The 20,387-nt window shown below is 63.1% G+C and carries 18 protein-coding genes; 7 read left to right on the top strand and 11 right to left on the bottom strand.

The genetic code is table 11. The features are described 5' to 3' along the window. Positions 1-5 precede the first annotated feature (5 nt). The 5 genes from rng to IG627_RS09175 form a co-directional block, all read right to left on the bottom strand. Positions 6-1,496, bottom strand: coding sequence for a ribonuclease G (gene rng, locus IG627_RS09195; RefSeq protein ID WP_193192048.1), 1,491 nt, complete (start codon positions 1,494-1,496; stop codon positions 6-8). Next, positions 1,493-2,116 carry a Maf family protein gene (locus tag IG627_RS09190; RefSeq protein ID WP_193192047.1) on the bottom strand — a complete coding sequence of 208 codons (624 nt, stop codon included), beginning with the start codon at positions 2,114-2,116 and terminating at the stop codon, positions 1,493-1,495. The genes rng and IG627_RS09190 overlap by 4 nt, the downstream gene beginning before the upstream one ends. 99 nt (positions 2,117-2,215) lie before the next feature. After that, a complete protein-coding gene (gene mreD, locus IG627_RS09185) occupies positions 2,216-2,695 on the bottom strand; it encodes a rod shape-determining protein MreD (protein WP_193192046.1) in 480 nt (159 codons plus the stop codon). Beyond that, complete coding sequence (mreC, locus tag IG627_RS09180) at positions 2,682-3,476, bottom strand: rod shape-determining protein MreC (RefSeq protein WP_319024534.1); 795 nt, start codon at positions 3,474-3,476, stop codon at positions 2,682-2,684. The genes mreD and mreC overlap by 14 nt, the downstream gene beginning before the upstream one ends. A gap of 506 nt (positions 3,477-3,982) precedes the next feature. Then, on the bottom strand, positions 3,983-5,017 hold the full coding sequence (locus IG627_RS09175) for a rod shape-determining protein (protein ID WP_091386284.1): 1,035 nt from the start codon (positions 5,015-5,017) through the stop codon (positions 3,983-3,985). A gap of 368 nt (positions 5,018-5,385) precedes the next feature. On the opposite strand from IG627_RS09175, the gene gatC reads away from it, so the two are divergent. The 5 genes from gatC (at position 5,386) to cysZ (ending at position 9,903) form a co-directional block, all read left to right on the top strand. Further along, a complete protein-coding gene (gatC, locus tag IG627_RS09170) occupies positions 5,386-5,673 on the top strand; it encodes an Asp-tRNA(Asn)/Glu-tRNA(Gln) amidotransferase subunit GatC (protein WP_193192045.1) in 288 nt (95 codons plus the stop codon). Positions 5,674-5,704: 31 nt separating this feature from the next. Next, complete coding sequence (gatA, locus tag IG627_RS09165) at positions 5,705-7,183, top strand: Asp-tRNA(Asn)/Glu-tRNA(Gln) amidotransferase subunit GatA (protein WP_193192044.1); 1,479 nt, start codon at positions 5,705-5,707, stop codon at positions 7,181-7,183. A 2-nt stretch (positions 7,184-7,185) separates the two neighbouring features. Next, entirely contained in the window at positions 7,186-8,649 is a 1,464-nt protein-coding gene (gene gatB, locus IG627_RS09160) for an Asp-tRNA(Asn)/Glu-tRNA(Gln) amidotransferase subunit GatB (RefSeq protein ID WP_193192043.1), read from the top strand. An 89-nt stretch (positions 8,650-8,738) separates the two neighbouring features. Beyond that, positions 8,739-9,038: a PA4642 family protein gene (locus tag IG627_RS09155; protein WP_193192042.1), complete on the top strand. Its 300-nt coding sequence runs from the start codon at positions 8,739-8,741 to the stop codon at positions 9,036-9,038. Positions 9,039-9,069: 31 nt separating this feature from the next. Beyond that, a complete protein-coding gene (cysZ, locus tag IG627_RS09150; RefSeq protein ID WP_193192041.1) occupies positions 9,070-9,903 on the top strand; it encodes a sulfate transporter CysZ in 834 nt (277 codons plus the stop codon). 73 nt (positions 9,904-9,976) lie between these two features. On the opposite strand, the gene IG627_RS09145 is transcribed toward cysZ, so the two are convergent. From IG627_RS09145 to IG627_RS09135, 3 genes are all read right to left on the bottom strand, one after another. Then, positions 9,977-11,134: a hypothetical protein gene (locus IG627_RS09145; protein ID WP_193192040.1), complete on the bottom strand. Its 1,158-nt coding sequence runs from the start codon at positions 11,132-11,134 to the stop codon at positions 9,977-9,979. A 183-nt stretch (positions 11,135-11,317) separates the two neighbouring features. After that, positions 11,318-12,883 carry an ATP-dependent RNA helicase RhlB gene (gene rhlB / locus IG627_RS09140; protein WP_226864871.1) on the bottom strand — a complete coding sequence of 522 codons (1,566 nt, stop codon included), beginning with the start codon at positions 12,881-12,883 and terminating at the stop codon, positions 11,318-11,320. 118 nt (positions 12,884-13,001) lie between these two features. Beyond that, positions 13,002-13,631 (bottom strand): HvfX family Cu-binding RiPP maturation protein, encoded by a 630-nt coding sequence (locus IG627_RS09135; RefSeq protein ID WP_193192039.1) that lies wholly within the window; start codon positions 13,629-13,631, stop codon positions 13,002-13,004. A 71-nt stretch (positions 13,632-13,702) separates the two neighbouring features. On the opposite strand from IG627_RS09135, the gene IG627_RS09130 reads away from it, so the two are divergent. Further along, on the top strand, positions 13,703-15,073 hold the full coding sequence (locus tag IG627_RS09130) for an MATE family efflux transporter (protein ID WP_193192038.1): 1,371 nt from the start codon (positions 13,703-13,705) through the stop codon (positions 15,071-15,073). A gap of 140 nt (positions 15,074-15,213) precedes the next feature. Then, positions 15,214-16,809 carry a succinylglutamate desuccinylase/aspartoacylase family protein gene (locus IG627_RS09125; RefSeq protein ID WP_193192037.1) on the top strand — a complete coding sequence of 532 codons (1,596 nt, stop codon included), beginning with the start codon at positions 15,214-15,216 and terminating at the stop codon, positions 16,807-16,809. A 43-nt stretch (positions 16,810-16,852) separates the two neighbouring features. Here the strand turns inward: IG627_RS09125 and prmC are convergent, their stop codons facing one another. The 3 genes from prmC to hemA all read right to left on the bottom strand — a co-directional run bounded on the left by prmC (position 16,853) and on the right by hemA (position 20,169). Beyond that, entirely contained in the window at positions 16,853-17,680 is an 828-nt protein-coding gene (prmC, locus tag IG627_RS09120; protein ID WP_193192036.1) for a peptide chain release factor N(5)-glutamine methyltransferase, read from the bottom strand. Positions 17,681-17,812: 132 nt separating this feature from the next. Then, positions 17,813-18,895, bottom strand: a complete 1,083-nt coding sequence (prfA, locus tag IG627_RS09115; RefSeq protein WP_193192035.1) for a peptide chain release factor 1 — start codon at positions 18,893-18,895, stop codon at positions 17,813-17,815. Then, positions 18,892-20,169 (bottom strand): glutamyl-tRNA reductase, encoded by a 1,278-nt coding sequence (gene hemA / locus IG627_RS09110; protein ID WP_193192034.1) that lies wholly within the window; start codon positions 20,167-20,169, stop codon positions 18,892-18,894. The genes prfA and hemA overlap by 4 nt, the downstream gene beginning before the upstream one ends. Between the last annotated feature and the right edge of the window lie 218 nt (positions 20,170-20,387).

The raw sequence follows: 20,387 nt of genomic DNA, 5'->3' as shown, positions 1-20,387 counted from the left end.
GCGGATCAGACCAGAACAATGTCGTACTGCTCCTGGTTGTATATGGGCTCCACCTGGAACTGTATCGGGCGGCGGATAAACTCCTCCAGGTCGGCGACGTTGGCGGACTCCTCGTCCAGCAGCAGATCGATGACCATCTGGCTCGCCAGCACCATAATCTTCTCGCTGTCGTAGGCGCGGGCTTCGCGGATAATCTCGCGGAAAATCTCGTAGCACACCGTCTCGGCACTCTTCAGGCTACCGCGCCCCTCACACACCGGGCAGGATTCGCAGAGTATCTGGCCCAAGGACTCGCGGGTGCGCTTGCGTGTCATCTCCACCAGGCCCAGCTCGGATACACCGGTGATGCTGGACTTGGCGTGATCCCGCTCCAGGGTCTTCTCCAGGGTGCGCAGCACCTGGCGCTGGTGTTCCGGATCCTTCATATCGATAAAGTCGATGATGATGATGCCGCCCAGATTGCGCAGGCGCAGCTGCCGTGCTATGGCGGTGGCCGCCTCCAGGTTGGTCTTGAAGATGGTCTCTTCCAGATTGCGGTGGCCGACGAAAGCACCGGTATTGACGTCGATGGTGCTCATCGCCTCCGTCTGCTCGATGATCAGGTAGCCGCCGGACTTGAGTGTCACCTTGTTCTGCAGCGCCTTGCGGATTTCCTCCTCGACACCGTAGAGGTCGAACAGGGGTCTCTCCCCCGGATAGTGCTCCAGGCGCCCGGCGATCTCCGGCGCGTACTTGCCGGCAAACTCCGCCGCGCGGCCGTGGGCCTCGCGGGAATCGATGCGAATTTTTTCCGTATAGGGGCGCGCCAGGTCGCGCAGCGCGCGCATAAACAGCGGCAGGTCTTCGTAGATGACCGAGGGTACGGGGCGATCCTTGATACGCTGCTCCAGCTCCCGCCACAACTTGTACAGGAAGGGGATGTCGCGCAGAAGGTCCTCCTCGCTGACCCCCTCGGCCACGGTGCGCAGGATAAAGCCGCCGTCGCCGGACAGGCCCTCTTCCGCCAGCTTGGTCGACGCCAGGTCCACCAGCTCGCGCAAGCGTTCGCGCTCACTCTCATCCTCAATACGGTTGGAGATGCCGATATGGCGGGTCTGGGGCATATACACCAGGTAGCGCGCCGACACCGACAGGTGAGTGGTCAGGCGCGCACCCTTGCTGCTGATGGGATCCTTGACCACCTGCACCACCAGCGACTGGCCCTCGCGCACCAAGGCGCGGATATCCGCGACTTCAGTGGAATCGCGGGATTCCATACCCTCCTCGTCCAGCGGCGCTATATCCGAGGCGTGGATAAAACCGGCTCGCTCGAGGCCGATATCCACGAAGGCCGCCTGCATGCCCGGCAGTACCCGCACCACCTTGCCCTTGTAGATATTGCCGACGATTCCGCGGCGGGCGCTGCGCTCCAGGTAGACTTCCTGCAGCACGCCGTTCTCCACCAACGCCACGCGGGTCTCGGTGGGGGCGACATTGATCAGCAGTTCCTCGCTCACGGGCGCTCCTTCGACAGTTCATTCCAGTAGGGAATGGCGGCGTGCTCCAGCATCGGTACCAGCGCCTCCAGTGGCAACCCCACCACGTTGCTGTAGCTGCCACTGATGGTCTCCACCAGTGCCGCTCCCAGCCCCTGGATGCCGTAGCCGCCTGCCTTGTCGGCGGGCTCGCCGGTGCGCCAATAGGCCTCGATGATTTTGTTGTTCAGATGGCGGAAGCGCACCCGGGTTTCCACCAGGCGCTCAAACTGGCGCTCGCTGGAACGCAGGCACAGGGCGGTGAACACCGAGTGCTCGCAGCCCGACAGGGCGTGCATCATGGTTTCGAAATCGGCAAAGTCCCGCGGTTTCTCCAGCACCCGATCACCGGCCAACACAATTGTGTCGGCCCCCAGGGCCCAGAGATTGGTGTCCGCATCACCGGCCAGACGCAGTCCGGCCTCCGCCTTGTCGTGGGCCAGGCGCCGGATATAGTCCTGCGGGCTCTCGCCGGGTTGCTGCTGTTCCGGCACGGAGGGAGTGATCTGTGAGAAGGGCACGGCGATCTGTGCCAGCAGCTCAGCGCGGCGCGGGGAGCCGGAGGCGAGAAGGAGTCGGCTGTCGGCGGAGGTATTTGACACTCTACTACTTATTGTTAGTGAATCAGCGGCTGATTATAGCCGTATCGCTCGAAAAATGATCGGCATTTTACAGTGTTTAACCTTTTAGTGACCGGCGATTCAGCGCACCTGCAAGCGCCCGGCCACCACACTCAACCAGGGCGCTACCCAGGGCCACAGCAATGCGCTGGTCAGCGCCGGCCACAGGAAAGTCAGGCCCGGCACCGGCTTGCCCGCCAGACTGTGCACCCAGTTGCCCACCACCTGGTTGATACCCACCAGAATAAACACCCACATCAGCTGCTGCGCCGGGTTGAAAGCGCGGGTGCGCTGGTAGGTCAGCAGGCTGAAATAGGCCAGCACCGCCAGTGCCAGCGCGTGGGTGCCGAGGGTGGCGCCGGTCACCAGGTCCTCCAGGAAGCCCACCATCCAGGCGAAACCGACCCCCAGGCTCTGCGGCATGCGGGTGATCCAGAAAATGACCAGCAGCGCGGTAAAGGCGGGGCGGAACCACAGCCACTGGTGTGGCAGTGGCATCACCGCCAACAACAGTGCCACCGCGACGGTTGCCGCGATAAACCAGCGATTATTCGGTTCCAAGGCCGTCGTCCCTTTCAGCGATGACCGCCAGCACAAAGCGGCTGCGGTTCATGCGTCCACGGGGCTGCACCTCGGCTTCGGCGAAGGCCCGACCCGGGTCGCGCTGCACCGAGATCACCTCTCCGACCGGGTAGCCCGCCGGGAAACGGCCGCCAAGGCCGGAGCTGAGCAGCAGGTCCCCCTCGCGAATATCGCTGGTATTGGCCAGGTGACGCAGCTTGAGACGGTAGAGATCGCCGGTACCCTCGGCCACGGCGCGCACGCTGTTGCGCAGCACCTGTACCGGGATGGCGTGACTGGCGTCGGTGATCAGCAATACGCGACTGGAGGAGTCGCCGGCCTCGATCACCTGACCCAGCAGGCCGCTGGCATCCATGATCGGCGTGCCCAGGTCGACACCGTCGTCGCGGCCCTTGTCGATCAGCAGAACGTGTTCGAGAGGATCCGGCGATACGCCGATAATCTGTGCCACCAATACCCGCTCATCCACCATTTCGGCGGAGTTCATCAGTTCCTTGAGCTGGGTGTTCTCGGCCTTGACCGCTGCCAGCAACTGGCTGCGCTGCTCCAGCAGCAGCAGTTGGCGCTTGAGGCGGCTGTTCTCTTCCAGCAGCTCCTCGCGGGTGCGCAACTGTTCGCCGGCCCAGTCGCCGACGCGCTCGGGGGCACCGGTAATCCAGTAGAAGGGGGCCACAAAACCGGCGACACGCTCGCGCAGCGGCTGCAGCCAGTCGGTGTAGAGGCTGATCGCGATCAGCGCCGCCGCCACCAGGCCCAGCACGAGAATGCGGGACTCAGGCGAGGGGCCGCGGGTAAATAGCGGTTTGATGGGTAGACCCCCGTCTACAGGTCAGTCAGTGTGTTGTTGTTATCGGGTCCCGTGGCCGGTTCATGGCGCCTCCATGGGAGCTACGTAGTTAGCTCCGTGGCGGCGCTGCTACCGGTGGCCCTTTGCGGGACACGCTGTGAATACATCCCTGTACGCTCGTAATCGACATCCCTGTCTCATACGGTCCCGCAAAGGGCCACCGGTATCAGCGCCTTCGTATTTAGCCCATGAATTCTACCCACCTCCGCATGAGAGGTTGATGGGAAAAAAAGCCAGGGTCAAATGCGAAGGCCCTGATGCCGGTACTCCCTTGCGAGACTGTCTGCGAGAGGGACCTCGCGGACAAGCCTACAGGGATGTATTCACGGCGTGTCTCGCAAGGGAGTACCGGCAGCAGGGCCGCCACGGACTATCTACTAGCACCCCGGAACCACCGAGGGCACCAACAAAGCAAATTCTCAGTTGGACACCAGATACAACCGGCTCTTGTCCATCATATCCAGCGCCTTGCCTCCGCCGCGGGCCACGCAGGTCAGCGGATCGTCGGCGACGATTACCGGCAGGCCGGACTCCTCCATCAGCAGCCGGTCCAGGTCGCGCAGCAGCGCGCCGCCACCGGTCAGCACCATGCCGCGCTCAGCGATATCGGAGGCCAGTTCCGGCGGGGACTGTTCCAAGGCGCTCTTGACCGCCTGCACGATACCGGTCAACGGCTCCTGCAGGGCCTCGAGGATTTCATCCGAATTGAGGGTGAAACTGCGCGGCACCCCTTCCGCCAGGTTGCGGCCGCGCACGTCGATTTCGCGCACTTCGCTGCCGGCATAGGCGCAGCCGATCTCTTCTTTGATCCTTTCTGCGGTGGCATCGCCGATGACACTGCCGTAGTTGCGGCGCACATAGTTGACGATGGCCTCGTCGAAGCGGTCGCCACCGATGCGCACGGAATCCGAGTAGACGACGCCGTTCAGGGAGATGATGGCAATCTCGGTGGTACCGCCACCGATATCCACCACCATGGAGCCGCTTGCCTCTTCCACCTTCAGGCCAGCACCTATGGCCGCGGCCATGGGCTCCTCGATCAGCCACACCTCGCGCGCACCGGCACCCATGGCGGACTCGCGAATCGCGCGGCGCTCCACTTCAGTGGATTGGCAGGGCACACACACCAGCACCCGCGGGCTCGGGCGCATCCAGCTGTTCTCGTGCACTTTCTTGATAAAGTGCTGCAGCATCTTCTCGGTCACCTGGAAGTCGGCGATGACGCCATCCTTCAGCGGGCGTATGGCGGTGATGTTGCCGGGGGTGCGGCCGAGCATGCGCTTGGCCTCGACGCCGACGGCCTCGACAATCTTCTGGCCATTGTAGTGACGGATGGCGACGACGGAGGGCTCATCGAGGACTACGCCGCGATCGCGCACGTAGATCAGCGTGTTGGCTGTTCCCAGGTCAATGGACAGATCACTGGAGAACATACCCCGCAAACGTTTAAACATGGAATTCGGTTACCTTGTACTAATTATCAGCACCCAGGGCGGGCACCGCAGGCGCGGACTCGAGCGCCGTTAAAGCCTAGTTAGTCCACGCGAAAAATTCTGAGTTCCGGGCCGCATTTCCGGCCCGATCTTCTGCCAATTTGCCGGGAACGCGCAGACCCCGGCCAGAATCGGCAAACTCTAACAACGGCGGGGGTTCAGGGCAAGGATGAAAAACAGTCAATTGCGGACCGGCGGCCACACTGCCGGTCGCCCACCCGGCTGACCGGTGAGAATAGCAGTCTTATGTGCTAAATTTGCGTCCCCCTGCCTCCCATTCGACGCGAGGCAGCCTTCCATTCGCCACTCAAGCTGGAGCCCCAATCGCCATGGCCGTGGATTCGCAAACCGTAGAAAAACTGGCGGAGCTGGCCCGCATCGCCATCTCTGCAGAGACCATCGACGAAGTCAGCAATCGCCTGGGCGATGTCCTGCAACTGGTGGACCAGCTGCAGGCGGTTCACACAGAGGGCGTGGCCCCCATGGCCCACCCGCTCGACGAGGTACAGGTGCTGCGCGCAGACCAGGTCACCGAAGCCGATCGCCGCGAGGAATTCCTGCAGCTGGCGCCCCAGTCGGAAGCCGGCCTCTACCTGGTTCCAAAAGTAATTGACTGACCGCGGTCGCAGGAAGCTCTAAGGGAAGAAAATGCATCAGTTCACCATCGCCGAGATTATCCGCGGGCTGCGCGACAAGCAGTTCTCCAGCGTCGAGATCACCCGCCACCTGCTCGACCGTATCCAGCAGCTCGACAGCAACTACAACAGTTTTATTACCGTCACCGGTGAAATGGCCCTGGCCCAGGCCGCCGCGGCGGACCAGCGCCTGGCCGCGGGCGAGGCCCCGGCACTCTGCGGTGTGCCCATAGCGCACAAAGACATCTTTTGCACCAGCGGCGTGCGCACCAGTTGTGGCTCCAGGATGCTCGACAACTTCGTGCCGCCCTACGACGCCACCGTGGTGGAGAAATTCAATAGTGCCGGCTCAGTGACCCTGGGCAAGACCAATATGGACGAGTTCGCCATGGGCTCCTCCAACGAGAGCAGCTACTACGGCCCGGTGAAAAACCCCTGGAATACCGATTGCGTGCCCGGCGGCTCCTCCGGTGGCTCCGCCGCCGCGGTGGCCGCACTGCTGGCCCCCGGCACCACCGCCACCGACACCGGCGGCTCCATCCGCCAGCCGGCGGCGATGACCAACACCACTGGCCTCAAACCCACCTACGGGCGCGTTTCCCGTTGGGGCATGATCGCCTTTGCATCCAGCCTGGACCAGGCCGGTCCCATCGCCCGCAATGCCGAGGACTGTGCCTACCTGTTGTCTGCCATGGCGGGCCACGATGACAGGGACTCCACCAGCCTGAATCGCCCGGAGCAGGACTATACCCTGAACCTGAACGACTCCATCACCGGCCTGAAGATAGGCGTACCCAAGGAGTACTTCGGTGAGGGACTGAGCACTGATGTGGCCGCGCGGGTGCAGGATGCACTGAACGAATTCGAGAAGCTGGGTGCCGAGCTGGTGGACATCACCCTGCCCCACACGGATCTGGCAGTGCCGGCCTATTACGTGATCGCACCGGCGGAGGCCTCGGCCAACCTGTCCCGCTTCGACGGCGTGCGCTACGGCCACCGCTGCGACGATCCCAAAGACCTGCGCGATCTTTATATGCGCTCCCGCGGCGAGGGCTTCGGCGATGAAGTGCAGCGCCGCATACTCGTCGGCACCTATGCGCTGTCCGCCGGCTATTACGATGCCTATTACAACAAGGCGCAGCAGGTGCGCCGCCTGATCAAGCAGGATTTCGTGCAGGCCTTCGAGAAAGTCGACGTGATCATGGGCCCCACGGCACCGTCGCCGGCATTCGGGCTGGGGGAGAAAAAGTCCGACCCGGTGGCCATGTACCTGGAAGATATCTTTACGATTGCCACCAACCTGGCGGGACTGCCCGGTATGTCCCTGCCCTGCGGCCTCGTAAACCATATGCCGGTGGGCCTGCAGATTATCGGCAACTACCTGGAAGAGGCGCGCATGCTCAATATCGCGCATCGGTATCAGCAGGTCACCGACTGGCACAAAGTCAGCGCGCCCTCTATTGCAGAAGCTGCCGCGACGGAAGGAGAATAACCGTGGAATGGGAAATCGTTATCGGGCTGGAAGTACACGTCCAACTCTCCACCAAGTCGAAACTCTTCTCCGGCGCCAGCACCCGCTTCGGTGCGCCCCCCAACACCCAGGCCTGCGCCATTGATCTGGCCATGCCGGGTACACTGCCGGTGCCCAATGAGGAAGCCTTCCGCTACGCGACCATGTTCGGCCTGGCGATGAACGCCGAAATCGGCCGGCGCTCTGTATTTGAGCGCAAGAACTACTTCTACCCGGACCTGCCCAAGGGCTACCAGACCACCCAGCTGGCGGAGCCCATCGTCGGCTCCGGTGAAATAGAAATACACCTGGAGGACGGCAGCAGCAAAAAGGTGCGCCTGCACCACGCACACCTGGAAGAGGATGCCGGCAAGTCACTGCACGAAGCTGTTTTTGAAAGTGGCCACGGCATGTCCGGCATAGACCTGAACCGCGCCGGCACGCCGCTGATCGAAATCGTTTCCGAGCCGGATATGCGCAGCGCCGCCGAGGCGGTGGCCTACCTGAAGAAGATCCACAGCATAGTGACCTACCTGGGTATTTCCGACGGCGATATGTCCCAGGGTTCCCTGCGCTGCGATGCCAACGTCTCGGTGCGCCTGAAGGGCGAGCAGAAACTCGGCACCCGCACCGAGCTGAAAAACATCAACTCCTTTCGCTTCGTCGAGCGCGCCATCAAGGTAGAGGCCGAGCGCCAGATCGATATCCTCGAAGACGGCGGCAGCATAGTGCAGGAGACGCGCCTATACGATTCCGACAAGAACGAAACCCGCTCCATGCGCAGCAAGGAAGTGGCCAACGACTACCGCTACTTCCCCTGCCCGGACCTGCTGCCGGTGATACTGGACGACGACTATGTGGAGCAGCTGCGCAGTGCACTTCCGGAACTGCCGGATGCCAAAGCGGCGCGCTTCCAGAGCGACTACAAGCTGTCCGCCTACGACGCCGATCTACTGACCCAGGAGCGCGCCTCCGCCGACTTTTTCGAGACGGTGGCGAAACAGTCCGGGGAGCCCAAGCTGGCTGCCAACTGGATAGGCGGTGAACTGGCCGCCCTGCTGAACCGCGAGGAACTGTCCATAGGAGAGTCGCCGGTCTCCGCCGAACAACTGGCCGGCCTGATTGCGCGCGTCGTAGACAACACCATATCCAGCAAAATCGCCAAACAGGTGTTCGAGGCCATGGCCATGGGCGAGGGTGACGCGGACCAGGTGATCGAGAAGCGCGGCCTGAAACAGGTCTCCGACACAGGCTCCATCGAGAAGATGGTCGACGAGGTCATTGCCGCGAGCGGTGCCCAGGTGGAAAACTACCGCAATGCCGACGAGTCCAAGCGGCCGAAAATGATGGGCTACTTCGTCGGCCAGATCATGAAGGCGTCCAAAGGCCAGGCCAATCCGCAGATGATCAACAAGATCCTGAAGGAAAAGCTGGACGCATTGCTGTAACCGGGCTTATGCACCGCTGAACACTACCCTGTAGGAGCGGAGGGCCGCCCTGCCGTTCCTACAGGCGACAACGAGTAAAGGAAAAAAATGTGAGCCTGAAAAAAGACAAACAGAAAGTCCTCGGTGAAACCTTCGACGAGGAGCGCATCGCCGGCTTCCTGATCGGCGAGGCACCGGAGGGCGTTGAGCGCGACTTCCACCTGCTGGAGCGCGCCTACCGTAGCATGAAGGCGGAAAACTTCGAAACCTTCGTGCGCCTGTTTCAGGCTCAGAAACTGGATCTGGACAGCCCCGGCCCCGACGGCAAAACCCTGCTCGCGCGCATCCAGGAGCACCGCCAGAGCGAAGACTATGCCGGGATTCTAAAGGCGGCGGGCGCAAAGTCCTGACAACTGCCAGCCCCGTTTAAGAGAACAGCCCATGACCTCCAACCCGATGCACGGCGTCGATGCCCTGATGCGCGGCGCCCGCCTGCTGACCCGGCGCGAGCTGCGACCTTTTATCATCATCCCGCTGCTGATCAACCTGGTGCTGTTTTTCGCCGTTACGGCGGTGATGCTGACACAGCTCGGCGGCCTCGCCGATTATCTCGGCAGCCTCCTCTCGCATACACCGGTAAATACGGAAAACATGTCCTGGTGGGAGGCCGTCATGGCCAAGGGTGCCGCCTGGGCCGCCGACGCCTTCCGCTGGCTCGCCTGGATCATTGCGCTGGCGGTGCTGCTGCTCTTCTTTTTTGTCTACGGCTATCTGTTCGGCATTATCACCAATATCATCGCCGCGCCCTTTAACGGTTTTCTCGCGGAAAAGGTCGAGGAGATGCTGACCGGCAGGGCACCGCCGTCGGAACCCCTCGGCAAAATGGTCTGGCGCACCCTCGGGCGCGAACTGCGCAAGCTCGGATATTTTATCGGCTGGGGCCTGGTGATTCTGGTTATCGCCCTGTTTACCAGCTGGACAGTGTTTGTGCCCGCAGTACTGGGCGCGCTCTGGGGTGCCTGGTGCATGGCAATCCAGTATGTCGACTATCCGCTGGACAACCACCAGCGCCCCTTCGATGAATTGAAAAGTGTACTGCTGCGGCGCAAACTGACTTCGCTTAGCTTTGGCGGCACGGTAATGCTCGCGAAGATGGTGCCGATCCTGAATATCTTCGTGATGCCGGCGGCAGTGGCCGGCGGTACCGCACTGTGGATAGAGCGCCTGCGTCAGGACGGCGATCCGGGTACGGAAAATTTACCCTCCGAGCAATAGCAAACGCGGGCCCCGGGCCCGCGTTTTCGTCACAGAATCCTTTACCCGCAGGACCAGCGGAACCAGCAAATAGTTACCGGCCCGAACTCTTTCCTATCCCCAACCGCCGATACCAGGGCCGCCGCTGCGGGACTGTAGTGGCCGTTCGCAAAAGGCACTGCCTGAGCGCTCCGAGCTCTCCCAACAGGCTATTGTCTTCACCGCCCTCCGACTGCTCTGCCAGCAGGGCCTCGAGCCTGTCGACCAGCAGCGCATCCCTGAGCCCGGCCGGGCCAGTCAACCCGGCGGTGAACAGGTCCGGTGCCCAGCGCACCAGGTCTGACACGGAAATCCGGTCGTTGCCCTCGTCGGGATAGACACTGAAGTCATCGCTGAATGCCAGCCCGGATTCGCGGGGCAGATAGCGATCGTTCAGCTGGCGGTTGGAGTCCTCGAACTGGAGGAAAAACGCCAGCGCAGATGAGCGGCTCGGCATCAGGCGGGCACTGTCTGTTGCCATCAGCGGCCTGAGTTTTTCGATCTCGCGCCGCGCCACCCCCAGATCTATCAACTTGTGCGTCAACAGAAACTGCTTGCGGCAAATACTCTCATTGATACGGCAAGGTGGTATCTCAACGCTCCCGCCAAGCAGGTGGGCGAAGTCCGTCACTATATCGCTGCCGTCGAGGCTTCCGGGCTCAAACTCCCGTACCCTGAGGGCGTGCCGACCAAAGTACCGCTCCCACAACTGCAACTTGGCGAAGTAGTCGTAGTAGGTTTTGACATCCTCGCTGAGGGCTGGGAAGGCGCCATCGCTGTGGCCCATCAATTTGCTGGAGGAGCTCCAGTCGCGCTCGCAGGCCCGGGCTGCCTGCTGCTTGAAGGACATCGCCTGTCGGTCCTGCCGGCGCAGATAGGCGACAATGACGGTTTCGTCGAAATATTTGCCGCACAGGGTCCGCAACTGCTCTATATCCGTCGCCGAGTGCAGGAAAGCGAAGTGCTCGCCCGAGACGATCACACGCTCTTCGCGGCTGGCAGCCAATAGCTGTTCGTATCGTGGGCTTATTCTGAATGCGAGCCGACCATCGCGCTTACTGACTTTTATCGACGACGAAGAGTTGCCTTTCTTGCCCAGCGAAACAAACTCAAACCCTTTTTCCAGCAGGCGATCACTGTGGCTTTTCAGGGCCAGCTGCAGCGAGCTGGAGCCCGTTTTGTGGAATCCTATATGCAGGAAGAGAGTGCGCATGATGTCTGTATCATTTTGAACCAACACCAACTGGAGAAAACGGCCGCAGTAAACCGCTGTTGGTATTTATTCGTTTATTAGTATCTTTTTTGTGTCCCGAGAACTTCCATTTCAAACATCTTCTTCCGCGTTCAGGCACGGCAAAAAAACGCGGGCAATTGCCCGCGCTCTCTTTACACGATCTTAGTGGCGTGGCCTGCGCCCGCCTCCGCGGCGACCGCCGCGGCTGTCCCTGTCGCCACTGCTGCGTTGCACCCTGACTTTCGGCGGCTCAACCAGCAGTTCCTCCGGTGGCACTTCGCATTTCAGTTTCTGCCCCAGCAGCTGCTGTATGGGTTCCAGGCGCATGGCATCGTCTTCACAGGCAAAGCTGATGGAGGTGCCGGTTTTACCGGCGCGGCCGGTGCGCCCAATGCGGTGCACATAATCCTCCGGCTCTTCCGGCAGGGTGAAATTGACCACGTGACTGATACCGTCGATATGGATACCGCGGCCGGCCACGTCGGTGGCCACCAGCACCTTGGTCGCACCGGACTTGAAGTCCTCCAGGGTGCGCACGCGCTTATTCTGTGCGATTTCACCGGACAGCAGGCCGGCGGAGATACCGTGGGCGAGCAGGTTTTCGTGCAGGCGGCGGCACTGGTCGCGGCGGTTGGCGAAGACGATCAGGCTGTCCACTTCCTCGCTCTGCAGGATATTGTACAGAAGCGTGTACTTTTCCTCGCTGGCCGCCAGGTACACATGCTGCTCCACCGTGTCGGTGGCCACCCGCTCCGGCTCTATCTCGACGATGGTCGGGTCGTCGGTCCACTGCTCCACCAGGGAATCCACTTCCGGGGTGAAGGTGGCCGAGAAGAACATGGTCTGGCGGTGGGTCTTGCGCGGCGTCTGGCGGACGATGCGGCGCACCTGGGGAATAAAGCCCATATCCAGCATGCGGTCGGCCTCATCGATCACCAGCACCTCCACCTGGTCCAGGTAGCAGTCGCGGTTGCTGGCGAAATCCAGCAGGCGGCCAGGGGTGGCGACGAGGATATCCACCAGGCGCTCGTTCAGGTTGCGCTGCTGCTTCTGGTAGTCCATGCCCCCCACCAGGGTGTGGATTTCCAGATCGGTGTATTTGCACAGGGCCTTGGCGTCGTCGGCGATCTGCATTACCAGCTCGCGCGTCGGCGCTATGATCAGCGTGCGCGCCTCCCCGGCGTAGCGCTCACCCTCGAAGGGGTTCTTGAGCAGGTCGTCGATGATGGTGATCAGGAAAGCGGCGGTCTTGCCGGTGCCTGTCTGGGCCTTGCCCACCAGGTCGTGGCCGTTGAGGGTGTGCGGCAGGGAGCGGCCCTGGATCGGCGAGCAGTACTGGAAGCCCAGATCGTGGACCGCGTGCATCACTTCCAGTGGCAGGCCCAGGTCGTGAAAGCGCACCTTGCCCTCCTGCTCCGGCACCGGGAAATCGTCCAGGGACCAGGGCGCACTCCCGGCGCCCCTGGCTTTCGGGCTCTTGCCGCCGCGGCGGGAGCCCCTGCCATCGTCCCGGCGGGACCTGCCCCTGTCAGCGCCGGCCGACTTGCCCCGGGATCCCTTCTCCCCCTTGGACTCGGGGCCTCTCTCCGGTTTCTGGCTGGCTTTTTCGCGCTGGGGGTCCGCTTCATTGCGCTGAGGGCTCTTCTCTGCGCGCTGAGAGCTCTTCTCTTCGCGCTGAAGGCTCTTCTCGTCTTTGGACCCGGAACGGCGGAACAACTTTCCTATCAAGTGGATTACTCGCTCATATGTGCACAAATTCGCAGGATGCGAACTTGATCGCCGCAGGCACCCGCTGGGGCGTCATATACGGCGTCGGTTAATTAATCGGCGAGTATACCATCTATAGCTAGTGGGAATCTCGCCCGCCACAGTGGCGGCAGACCCAATAGTCCAGGCTGGCAAACCGGCCGGCGCCGGTAAACAGCAGCGACAGCAGCATAATGAAGTAGGTGGCGGCGAACTCTATGCCGTTCTTCAGCACCGTGAAGTTGCCGGCCTCGGTCAGCCAGTCATAGTGACCGTACTCCTTCAACAGCTCCACCGCTTTCTCCTTGCGTACAACCGCCTCGGCAATCAGGTCTCTGCGCCATTCCCAGGGCATCTCCAGCGTCTGGTCCGGCAGCGCGGACCAGCCGTACTGCCAGTGCACCGCAATTGCAGCCACGGCCATCACAATCATCAGCGGAATCGCCACCAGGCGCACCCCCAGACCAACCAGCAGCGCTATGCCACCAAGCAGCTCGGTGAGAGTGGCCAGCCAGGCCATCAGCATCGGCGCCGGCAGGCCAAGGCCCCAGTCGGGATTGCCGAACCAGGCGGCCACATCGTCGATACTCCCTACCTTGTTCATGCCGGAGAGGATGAATATCGGTGCCAGGTAGATGCGCAGGGCCAGTGGACCCAGCCAGTCCAGCCCGCGCAGGCAACGCAGAAAAACTCCGTAAAGCCGATTGATACCCGCCAATGCGCCATCCATAATTCCGCCTCTTTGCTTGCGCTCGTTTTCACTTTAGTCGACGAGCTCCTCCAGCTGTTACACATCCTCTTATGCCCAGACTCTACCGGCGCGCCTTTTACCGGCGTACAACCGCTACCGAACTCTCGCACCTGACCACCCTCGGCGGACCGCTGGTGGTGAGCAACCTGGCCGTGATCAGCATGAGTGTGACCGACACCATAGTTGCCGGTCGCGCCGGCGAGGTGGACCTGGCCGGTTTGGCCCTGGGCTCGAGCATCTGGGCGGTGTGCGCCGTGACCCTGATGGGGCTGCTGGCCGCGGTGTCGCCGATAGTGGCGCACCTGCGCGGCGCGAGGGATGAGCGGGGTTGTGCGCAGCAACTGCAGCAGGCGCTGTGGATAGCGCTGATCGGCGGCCTGATCATCGTGGGGGCACTGCTGGCAGTGCCCGTGTGGAGCCAGTGGATAGACACAGAGGAACCGGTGCGCCAGGTCATGCAGCAGTATCTGCTGGCGCTGGCCACCGGCACCCTGCCCTTTGCGATGGGCACGGCGGCGCGGGGCTATTGCGAGGGTATGGGCCAGGTGCGCCCGGTGATGCGTATCTACCTGGCCGCAGCGGTACTGAATATTCCGCTGGATATCCTCTTTGTGTTCGGCGCCGGACCCATCCCGGCCATGGGCGGCGCCGGCTGCGGCTGGGCCACTGCCCTGGTGAGCTGGTCCATCGCCGCAGCGCTCTTCTGGCACGCGGGCAACGATCCCGCCTACCGGATGCTGAAACTGAAGGCACTGCCGCCCAGACCCCACTGGCCGACCCAGCGCCATCTGCTGGCAGTGGGCCTGCCAATCTGTATCGGTGCCGCCAGCGAGGTGACCTTTTTCGCCAGCCTGACGGTACTGCTGGCCTCCTACGGCGCCACCATCGTCGCGGCGCACCAGATAGGCCTGAATATCGGCTCCATCTTCTACCTGGTGGCCCTGGCCCTGGCGCAGGCGCTGAGTATCCGCACCGCGCAACTGCTGGGCCAGGGGCGACCAAAGCGGGCGCGCTTTGCCAGTGTGGTCGGCGTCGGCAGCGGCCTGGTGTATGCACTGGGCACCGGCGTGCTGCTGATCTCCCTGCGCTACCTGTTTGTGCTCGCCTATACCAGTAACACCGACATCATCGCCGTGGCCACCAACCTGCTGCTTCTGTGCGCCGCCTTCCAGCTGGTGGATGTGGCCCAGGCCATGGCCTGGGGCGCCCTGCGCGGCTACAAGGACACCCGTGTGCCCATGTACCTGCAGCTATTCTCCTACTGGCTGGTGGGGCTCACCGCCGCCTACTGGCTGGGGGAAAGTTTCTGGGGCGTCTACGGCTATTGGGCGGGCATCTGTATCGGCCTCGGTGTCGCTTCTATACTGCTGGGGCTGCGCCTGTGGCGCACCAGTCGCAAGGCGATCAGGGCCGCCTACTAGCGCGAACAGCCCGCCCCCGGGAACCTGGCCGTCAAATTTCATCGACGCCGCGGGGAACGCTTTCGCTATAATCGCGCTCCAAGTCCTGCGCTTGACTGGCGCCCCCATCGACCGCCCACCTACTTCACCGGAGTCACTGAATGTTCCTGAGCTCTCCCCTGAGCCGCCGCGCAACTAACCTCGCCCTGCTGGTACCCGCTGCCCTGTTGTTGTCGGCACAGTCTCTGGCCCTGACCGAGGCGGAGGATCCGCAGGACGAGAGCGCGCCCCAGGCGGAGATACTGCAACTGGACCAGCCAGTCGAGAAGGAGGATCAAAGCCCGCCGGCAGAGGCGGAAGCCGGGACCCCGGAGACCGACAAAGAGCCCCTGCCCCAGGCGGAAAACCTACAGCTGGACCAACCAGTCGAGAAAGAAGAACAGAGCCCGACGACAGAAGCGGAAGCCGGGACCCCGGAGACCGACAAAGAACCTCTGCCCCAGGCGGAAAACCTGCAGCTGGACCAGCCGATAGAGGAACTGGAAGAACCGGCGCCGGCGTCGCCTGACACGGCGCAACCGGAGAGCCCGGCAATACAGGAAGAAGCGGCAACCCCGGAGAGCGAGGAGCGACAGACAGACGCAGCGCCGGCAGAGGAGCAGGCCAGGCCCCTGCGTCTGCTCGGTGCCGAGGTAGCGCCGGCCACTTCCACCCGCCTGGCCTGGTCCCCCTCCCAGCATTTCGAGGGCGTTTACAGCTCCACCGCAGTGCTGGTGGTCAACGGCGCCAAGCCGGGCCCGACCCTGTGCCTGACCGCCGCCGTGCACGGCGACGAACTAAACGGTATAGAGACGGTGCGCCGGGTGATGTACAACCTGGACGCAGACAAGTTGAGCGGCGCTGTCATTGGCGTACCCATCGTAAATCTGCAGGGATTCCACCGCGGCTCCCGCTACCTGACCGACCGCCGCGACCTGAACCGGCACTTTCCCGGCGACCCCCACGGTTCCTCGGCATCGCGCATCGCATACTCGTTTTTCCACGAGATCATCAGCCACTGCAACGCAGTGGTGGACCTGCACACCGGCTCCTTCTACCGCACCAACCTGCCGCAGCTGCGCGGTGACCTGAGCAACCCCAAGATCGTCAAGATGACCAAGGGTTTCGGCTCCACCGTGGTGCTGCACAGTGACGGCGCCAAGGGCACTCTGCGCCGCGCCGCTGTCGAGGCCGGCATACCGACGGTCACCCTGGAGGCGGGCGCGCCCATGGTGCTGGACGAGCTTTCCGTCAGTCACAGCGTCAAGGGTATCCGCACCCTGTTGAACCAGCTGGGCATGCTGGCCAAGTTCCGCCTCTGGGGCGATCCGGAACCTGTTTATTACAATTCAACCTGGCAGCGCGCCACCAACGGCGGCATCATCTTCAGTGAAGTGGAGCTGGGCGAGTTCGTGCGCAAGGGCGACCTGCTCGGCACAGTGACCAACCCGATCACCAATGTGCGCACCGAGATCCGCTCGGAACACAACGGCCGTATCCTCGGCATGGCCCTGAACCAGGTGGTACAGCCGGGCTTCGCCGCCTACCACATCGGGATTCAGGCGCCACAGGAGCAGATAAGCCCTCCCGAAGAGGTGACCGCGGAGAGCGAGCAGGCCGATGCGGAAGCCGCGGTGCCGGCCGAGGAGGAACCCGCAACCGACGAGCCGGCGGATAAGGTTCAGGAGGCGGAAACGCTGGAGAGCGACGAGGATTAGGGTTGTGGTTGCTGGTTGCTGAAAAGCAGCGGGAATTCTACCTTTACCTGCGCCCCAGGGTAATGCGCTCCCAGCCAGTGTAGTCTCTGCGGCTTTCGATACTGTTGAAGCCGGCGGCGGCGAAAATTTCCCGCACCGCCCCCGCCTGCTGCCAGCCATGCTCCACCAGCAGCCAGCCACCCGCTTCCAGGTAAGCAATTCCCTCCCGGGCAATCAACTCTATATCCGCGAGCCCCTCCCCCTGCGCCACCAGCGCCGAGCGCGGTTCGAAACGCACGTCGCCCTCGCCCAAGTGCGGATCGGCGGCGTCGATATAGGGCGGGTTGCTGACGATCAGGTCGAATTTCTGCGGCGCAATCTCTGTGAACCAGTCGCTCTGCACAATCTGTACATTTTCGAAACCGAGCGCACGGCGGTTCTCCCCCGCCAGTGTCGCGGCATCCGCGGATTTCTCCGCGGCGACTATCTGCCAGCCGGGCTTTTCCGAGGCCAGCGCCAGGGCTATGGCGCCGCTGCCGGTGCCCAGGTCCAGCGCGCGCAGTTTCTCCTGCGGGCACAGGGCCAGTGCGGTTTCCACCAGCAGTTCGGTTTCCGGGCGCGGTATCAGGGTGGAGGCGTTGACCTTCAGCGACAGCGACCAGAATTCCCGCTCGCCGGTCAGGTGCGCCACCGGCTCACCGTTTATGCGGCGCTGCAGCAATGCGTCGAGTTGCCGCTGCTCGGTTTCCGTGAGTTCGTATTCGGGCCAGGTGTAGAGCCAGGTGCGCGGGCGGCCGAGGATATGGCCGAGGAGGATTTCGGTATCCAGGCGGGCACTGTCGCTGGCGGTCAGCTCGGTGCTGCGGGAGAGGTTTTCTTTAACGCTGGCCATATCGAATCTGCAGGAGCGGCCCATGGCCGCGATCTGTGCCTGTTATTTACCCAAAGTCCGATCGCGGCCATGGGCGGATGGCCGCCCCGCCGCTCCTACAGGGATCACCCACCACCGTCCACGGCCCACTCATCACTGCCCGAGCGCCGCCAGCTGGTCCGCCTGGTGCTCGGTGCGCAACGGCTCTATGACTTCCTCCAGCGCGCCCTGCATTATCTCGTCGAGCTTGTACAGGGTCAGGCCGATGCGGTGATCGGTGACACGGCCCTGGGGGTAATTGTAGGTGCGAATGCGCTCGGATCGATCGCCGCTGCCGACGAGGTTGCGGCGCGCGTCGGAGATTTCCCGGGCCGCGGCGGCCTCCTGCTCACTGGAGAGCTTGGCCTGCAGCAGCGCCATGGCCTTGGCGCGATTCTTGTGCTGGGAGCGCTCATCCTGGCACTCGACCACGATACCGGTGGGCAGGTGTGTCAGGCGCACCGCCGAGTCGGTCTTGTTCACGTGCTGGCCGCCGGCGCCCGACGCGCGGTAGGTATCCACGCGCAGGTCCGCCTTGTTGACTTCCACCGCGTCGCGCTCGTCCGGCTCCGGCATCACCGCCACGGTACAGGCGGAGGTGTGAATGCGACCCTGGGACTCGGTCTCCGGCACCCGCTGCACCCGGTGGGCGCCGGATTCGAATTTCAGTTTGGCGTAGACGTCCTCACCGGCCACGCGGGTGATGATCTCCTTGTAGCCGCCGTGCTCACCGGGGTTCTCGCTGATGATCTCGATGCGCCAGCCCTGTTTCTCCGCGTAACGGGAGTACATGCGGAAAAGATCGCCGGAAAAAATGGCCGCCTCGTCGCCACCGGTACCGGCGCGAATTTCCAGGAAGACGTTCTTGCGGTCATTCGGGTCCTTGGGCAGCAACAGCGTCTGCAGTTCCCGCTCCAGGGGCTCCAGCTGAGTCCCGGCCTCGCGCAACTCCTCCTGTGCCATCTCGCGCATCTCGGCGTCGCTCTCGTCGAGCATCTCCCGCGCCGCGGCCATATCCTCCTGCAGCTGCCGGTAGCGGTTGTAGCACTTGACCACTTCCTCCAGCTCGGAATATTCGCGGGACAGGTCGCGAAACTGCTCCTGGTCGGAGATGACACCGGCGTCGCCTAGCAGCGCGGACACCTCCTCGTGGCGCTCCACCAGGTTGTCCAGTTTGTTCAGAAGCGAGTCTTTCATCCGTTTTTCTTCTCAAATTCAGTCCCGGGCAGCGGTTCCAGCCCGACAATTTCCCGCGCCAGCCGCAGCCGCTCCAGGTCGCCCTCGGCAGTGGCGCGCTTGAGGCTGACCGTGGGCGCATGTATCAGTTTATTGGTCAGCGAGCGGGTCAGCTGCTCCAGCAGCCGCCGCGGGTCCTCGCCCTTGTCCAGCTGCGTGAGCGCCCGCTCCAGCTCCGCGCCGCCAATCTCCTGGGCGCGCTGCCGGAAGCTGCGAATGGTATCGACGGCGCCCAGCGAGCGGCGCTCGCGCATGAATTCAGCTGCGGCTGTCTCGACGATGGCGTGCGCTGCCTCGGCGGCCTTCTCCCGCGAGCGCCGGCCCTCATCGATCACCCCGCGCAGGTCGTCCACCGTGTAGAGATAGACGTCGTCCAACTGGCCCACCTGCGACTCGATATCCCGCGGCACGGCGATATCCACCATAAAAACCGGCCGGTGGCGGCGCTGTTTCAGCGCCGACTCCACCGCACCCTTGCCGAGGATCGGCAGCTGGCTGGCGGTGGAGCTGATGACGATGTCCGCCCGCGGCAGATACTCCGGTATATCCGCCAGCAGTATCGCCTCGGCACCGAAGTTCTCCGCAAGCTGCTGGGCCCGGTTCAGGGTGCGGTTGGCGACGATCAGTTGCTTGACTCCCTGCTCCAGCAGGTGGCGGGCGACCAGCTCTATGGTTTCGCCGGCGCCGATCAGCAGCGCCGTCTGCTCGCCCAGGTCGGTGAAGATTCGCGATGCCAGGGATACGGCGGCATAGGCCACGGACACCGGGTTCTCGCCAATGGCGGTCTCGGTACGCACCTTCTTCGCCACCGCAAACACCTGCTGGAAGACGCTGTGCAGCAGGCTGCCGACGCTGCCGCTCTCCCGCGCCACCGCGTAGGCGGACTTGATCTGGCCCAGAATCTGCGGTTCACCGAGTACCAGCGAGTCGAGCCCGCAGGCCACCCGCATCATATGACCCACGGCGGCTTCGTCACTGTAGCTGTAACTGCAACCCTCCAACTGCGCGCGCGGCACCCGGTGGTAGTCGGCCAGCCAATCCAGCAACTGCCCGCGCTCCACCGCACCGTAGATCTCGGTACGGTTGCAGGTGGACAGGATGGCCAGCTCCGGGCAATTCAGGGCCTTGCGCGCATCTGCCAGGGCACCGGGCATCACCTCGGGGGCAAAGGCCACCCGCTCGCGCACCTCTATCGGTGCGCTGTCGTGATTGATACCCAGGGCGAGGATTGGCATAGATTTCCGTCGGCGTTAACTCTGGAGGCGGCCCCGTTGCACTCGAGCCGGCCGCTGCGCCAGCTCGTGGACATTGCGGGGCAACGTCGGGGGCGCATTTTCCCGGGCGGCCGCTCCGCTTGCAAGGTCGGGCGCCAGTTTAATTTGGCGCAGACTCGACGAATGGGAGGCCCCAAAGCGGCCCGATGCGCGGATCGCGACTAGAATTATACGGCGAT

This window comes from Microbulbifer taiwanensis, assembly GCF_014904815.1.
GTDB lineage: Bacteria > Pseudomonadota > Gammaproteobacteria > Pseudomonadales > Cellvibrionaceae > Microbulbifer > Microbulbifer taiwanensis.
Note: the sequence above shows the minus strand (reverse complement) of the source record. Positions and strands in the feature narration are given on the sequence as shown.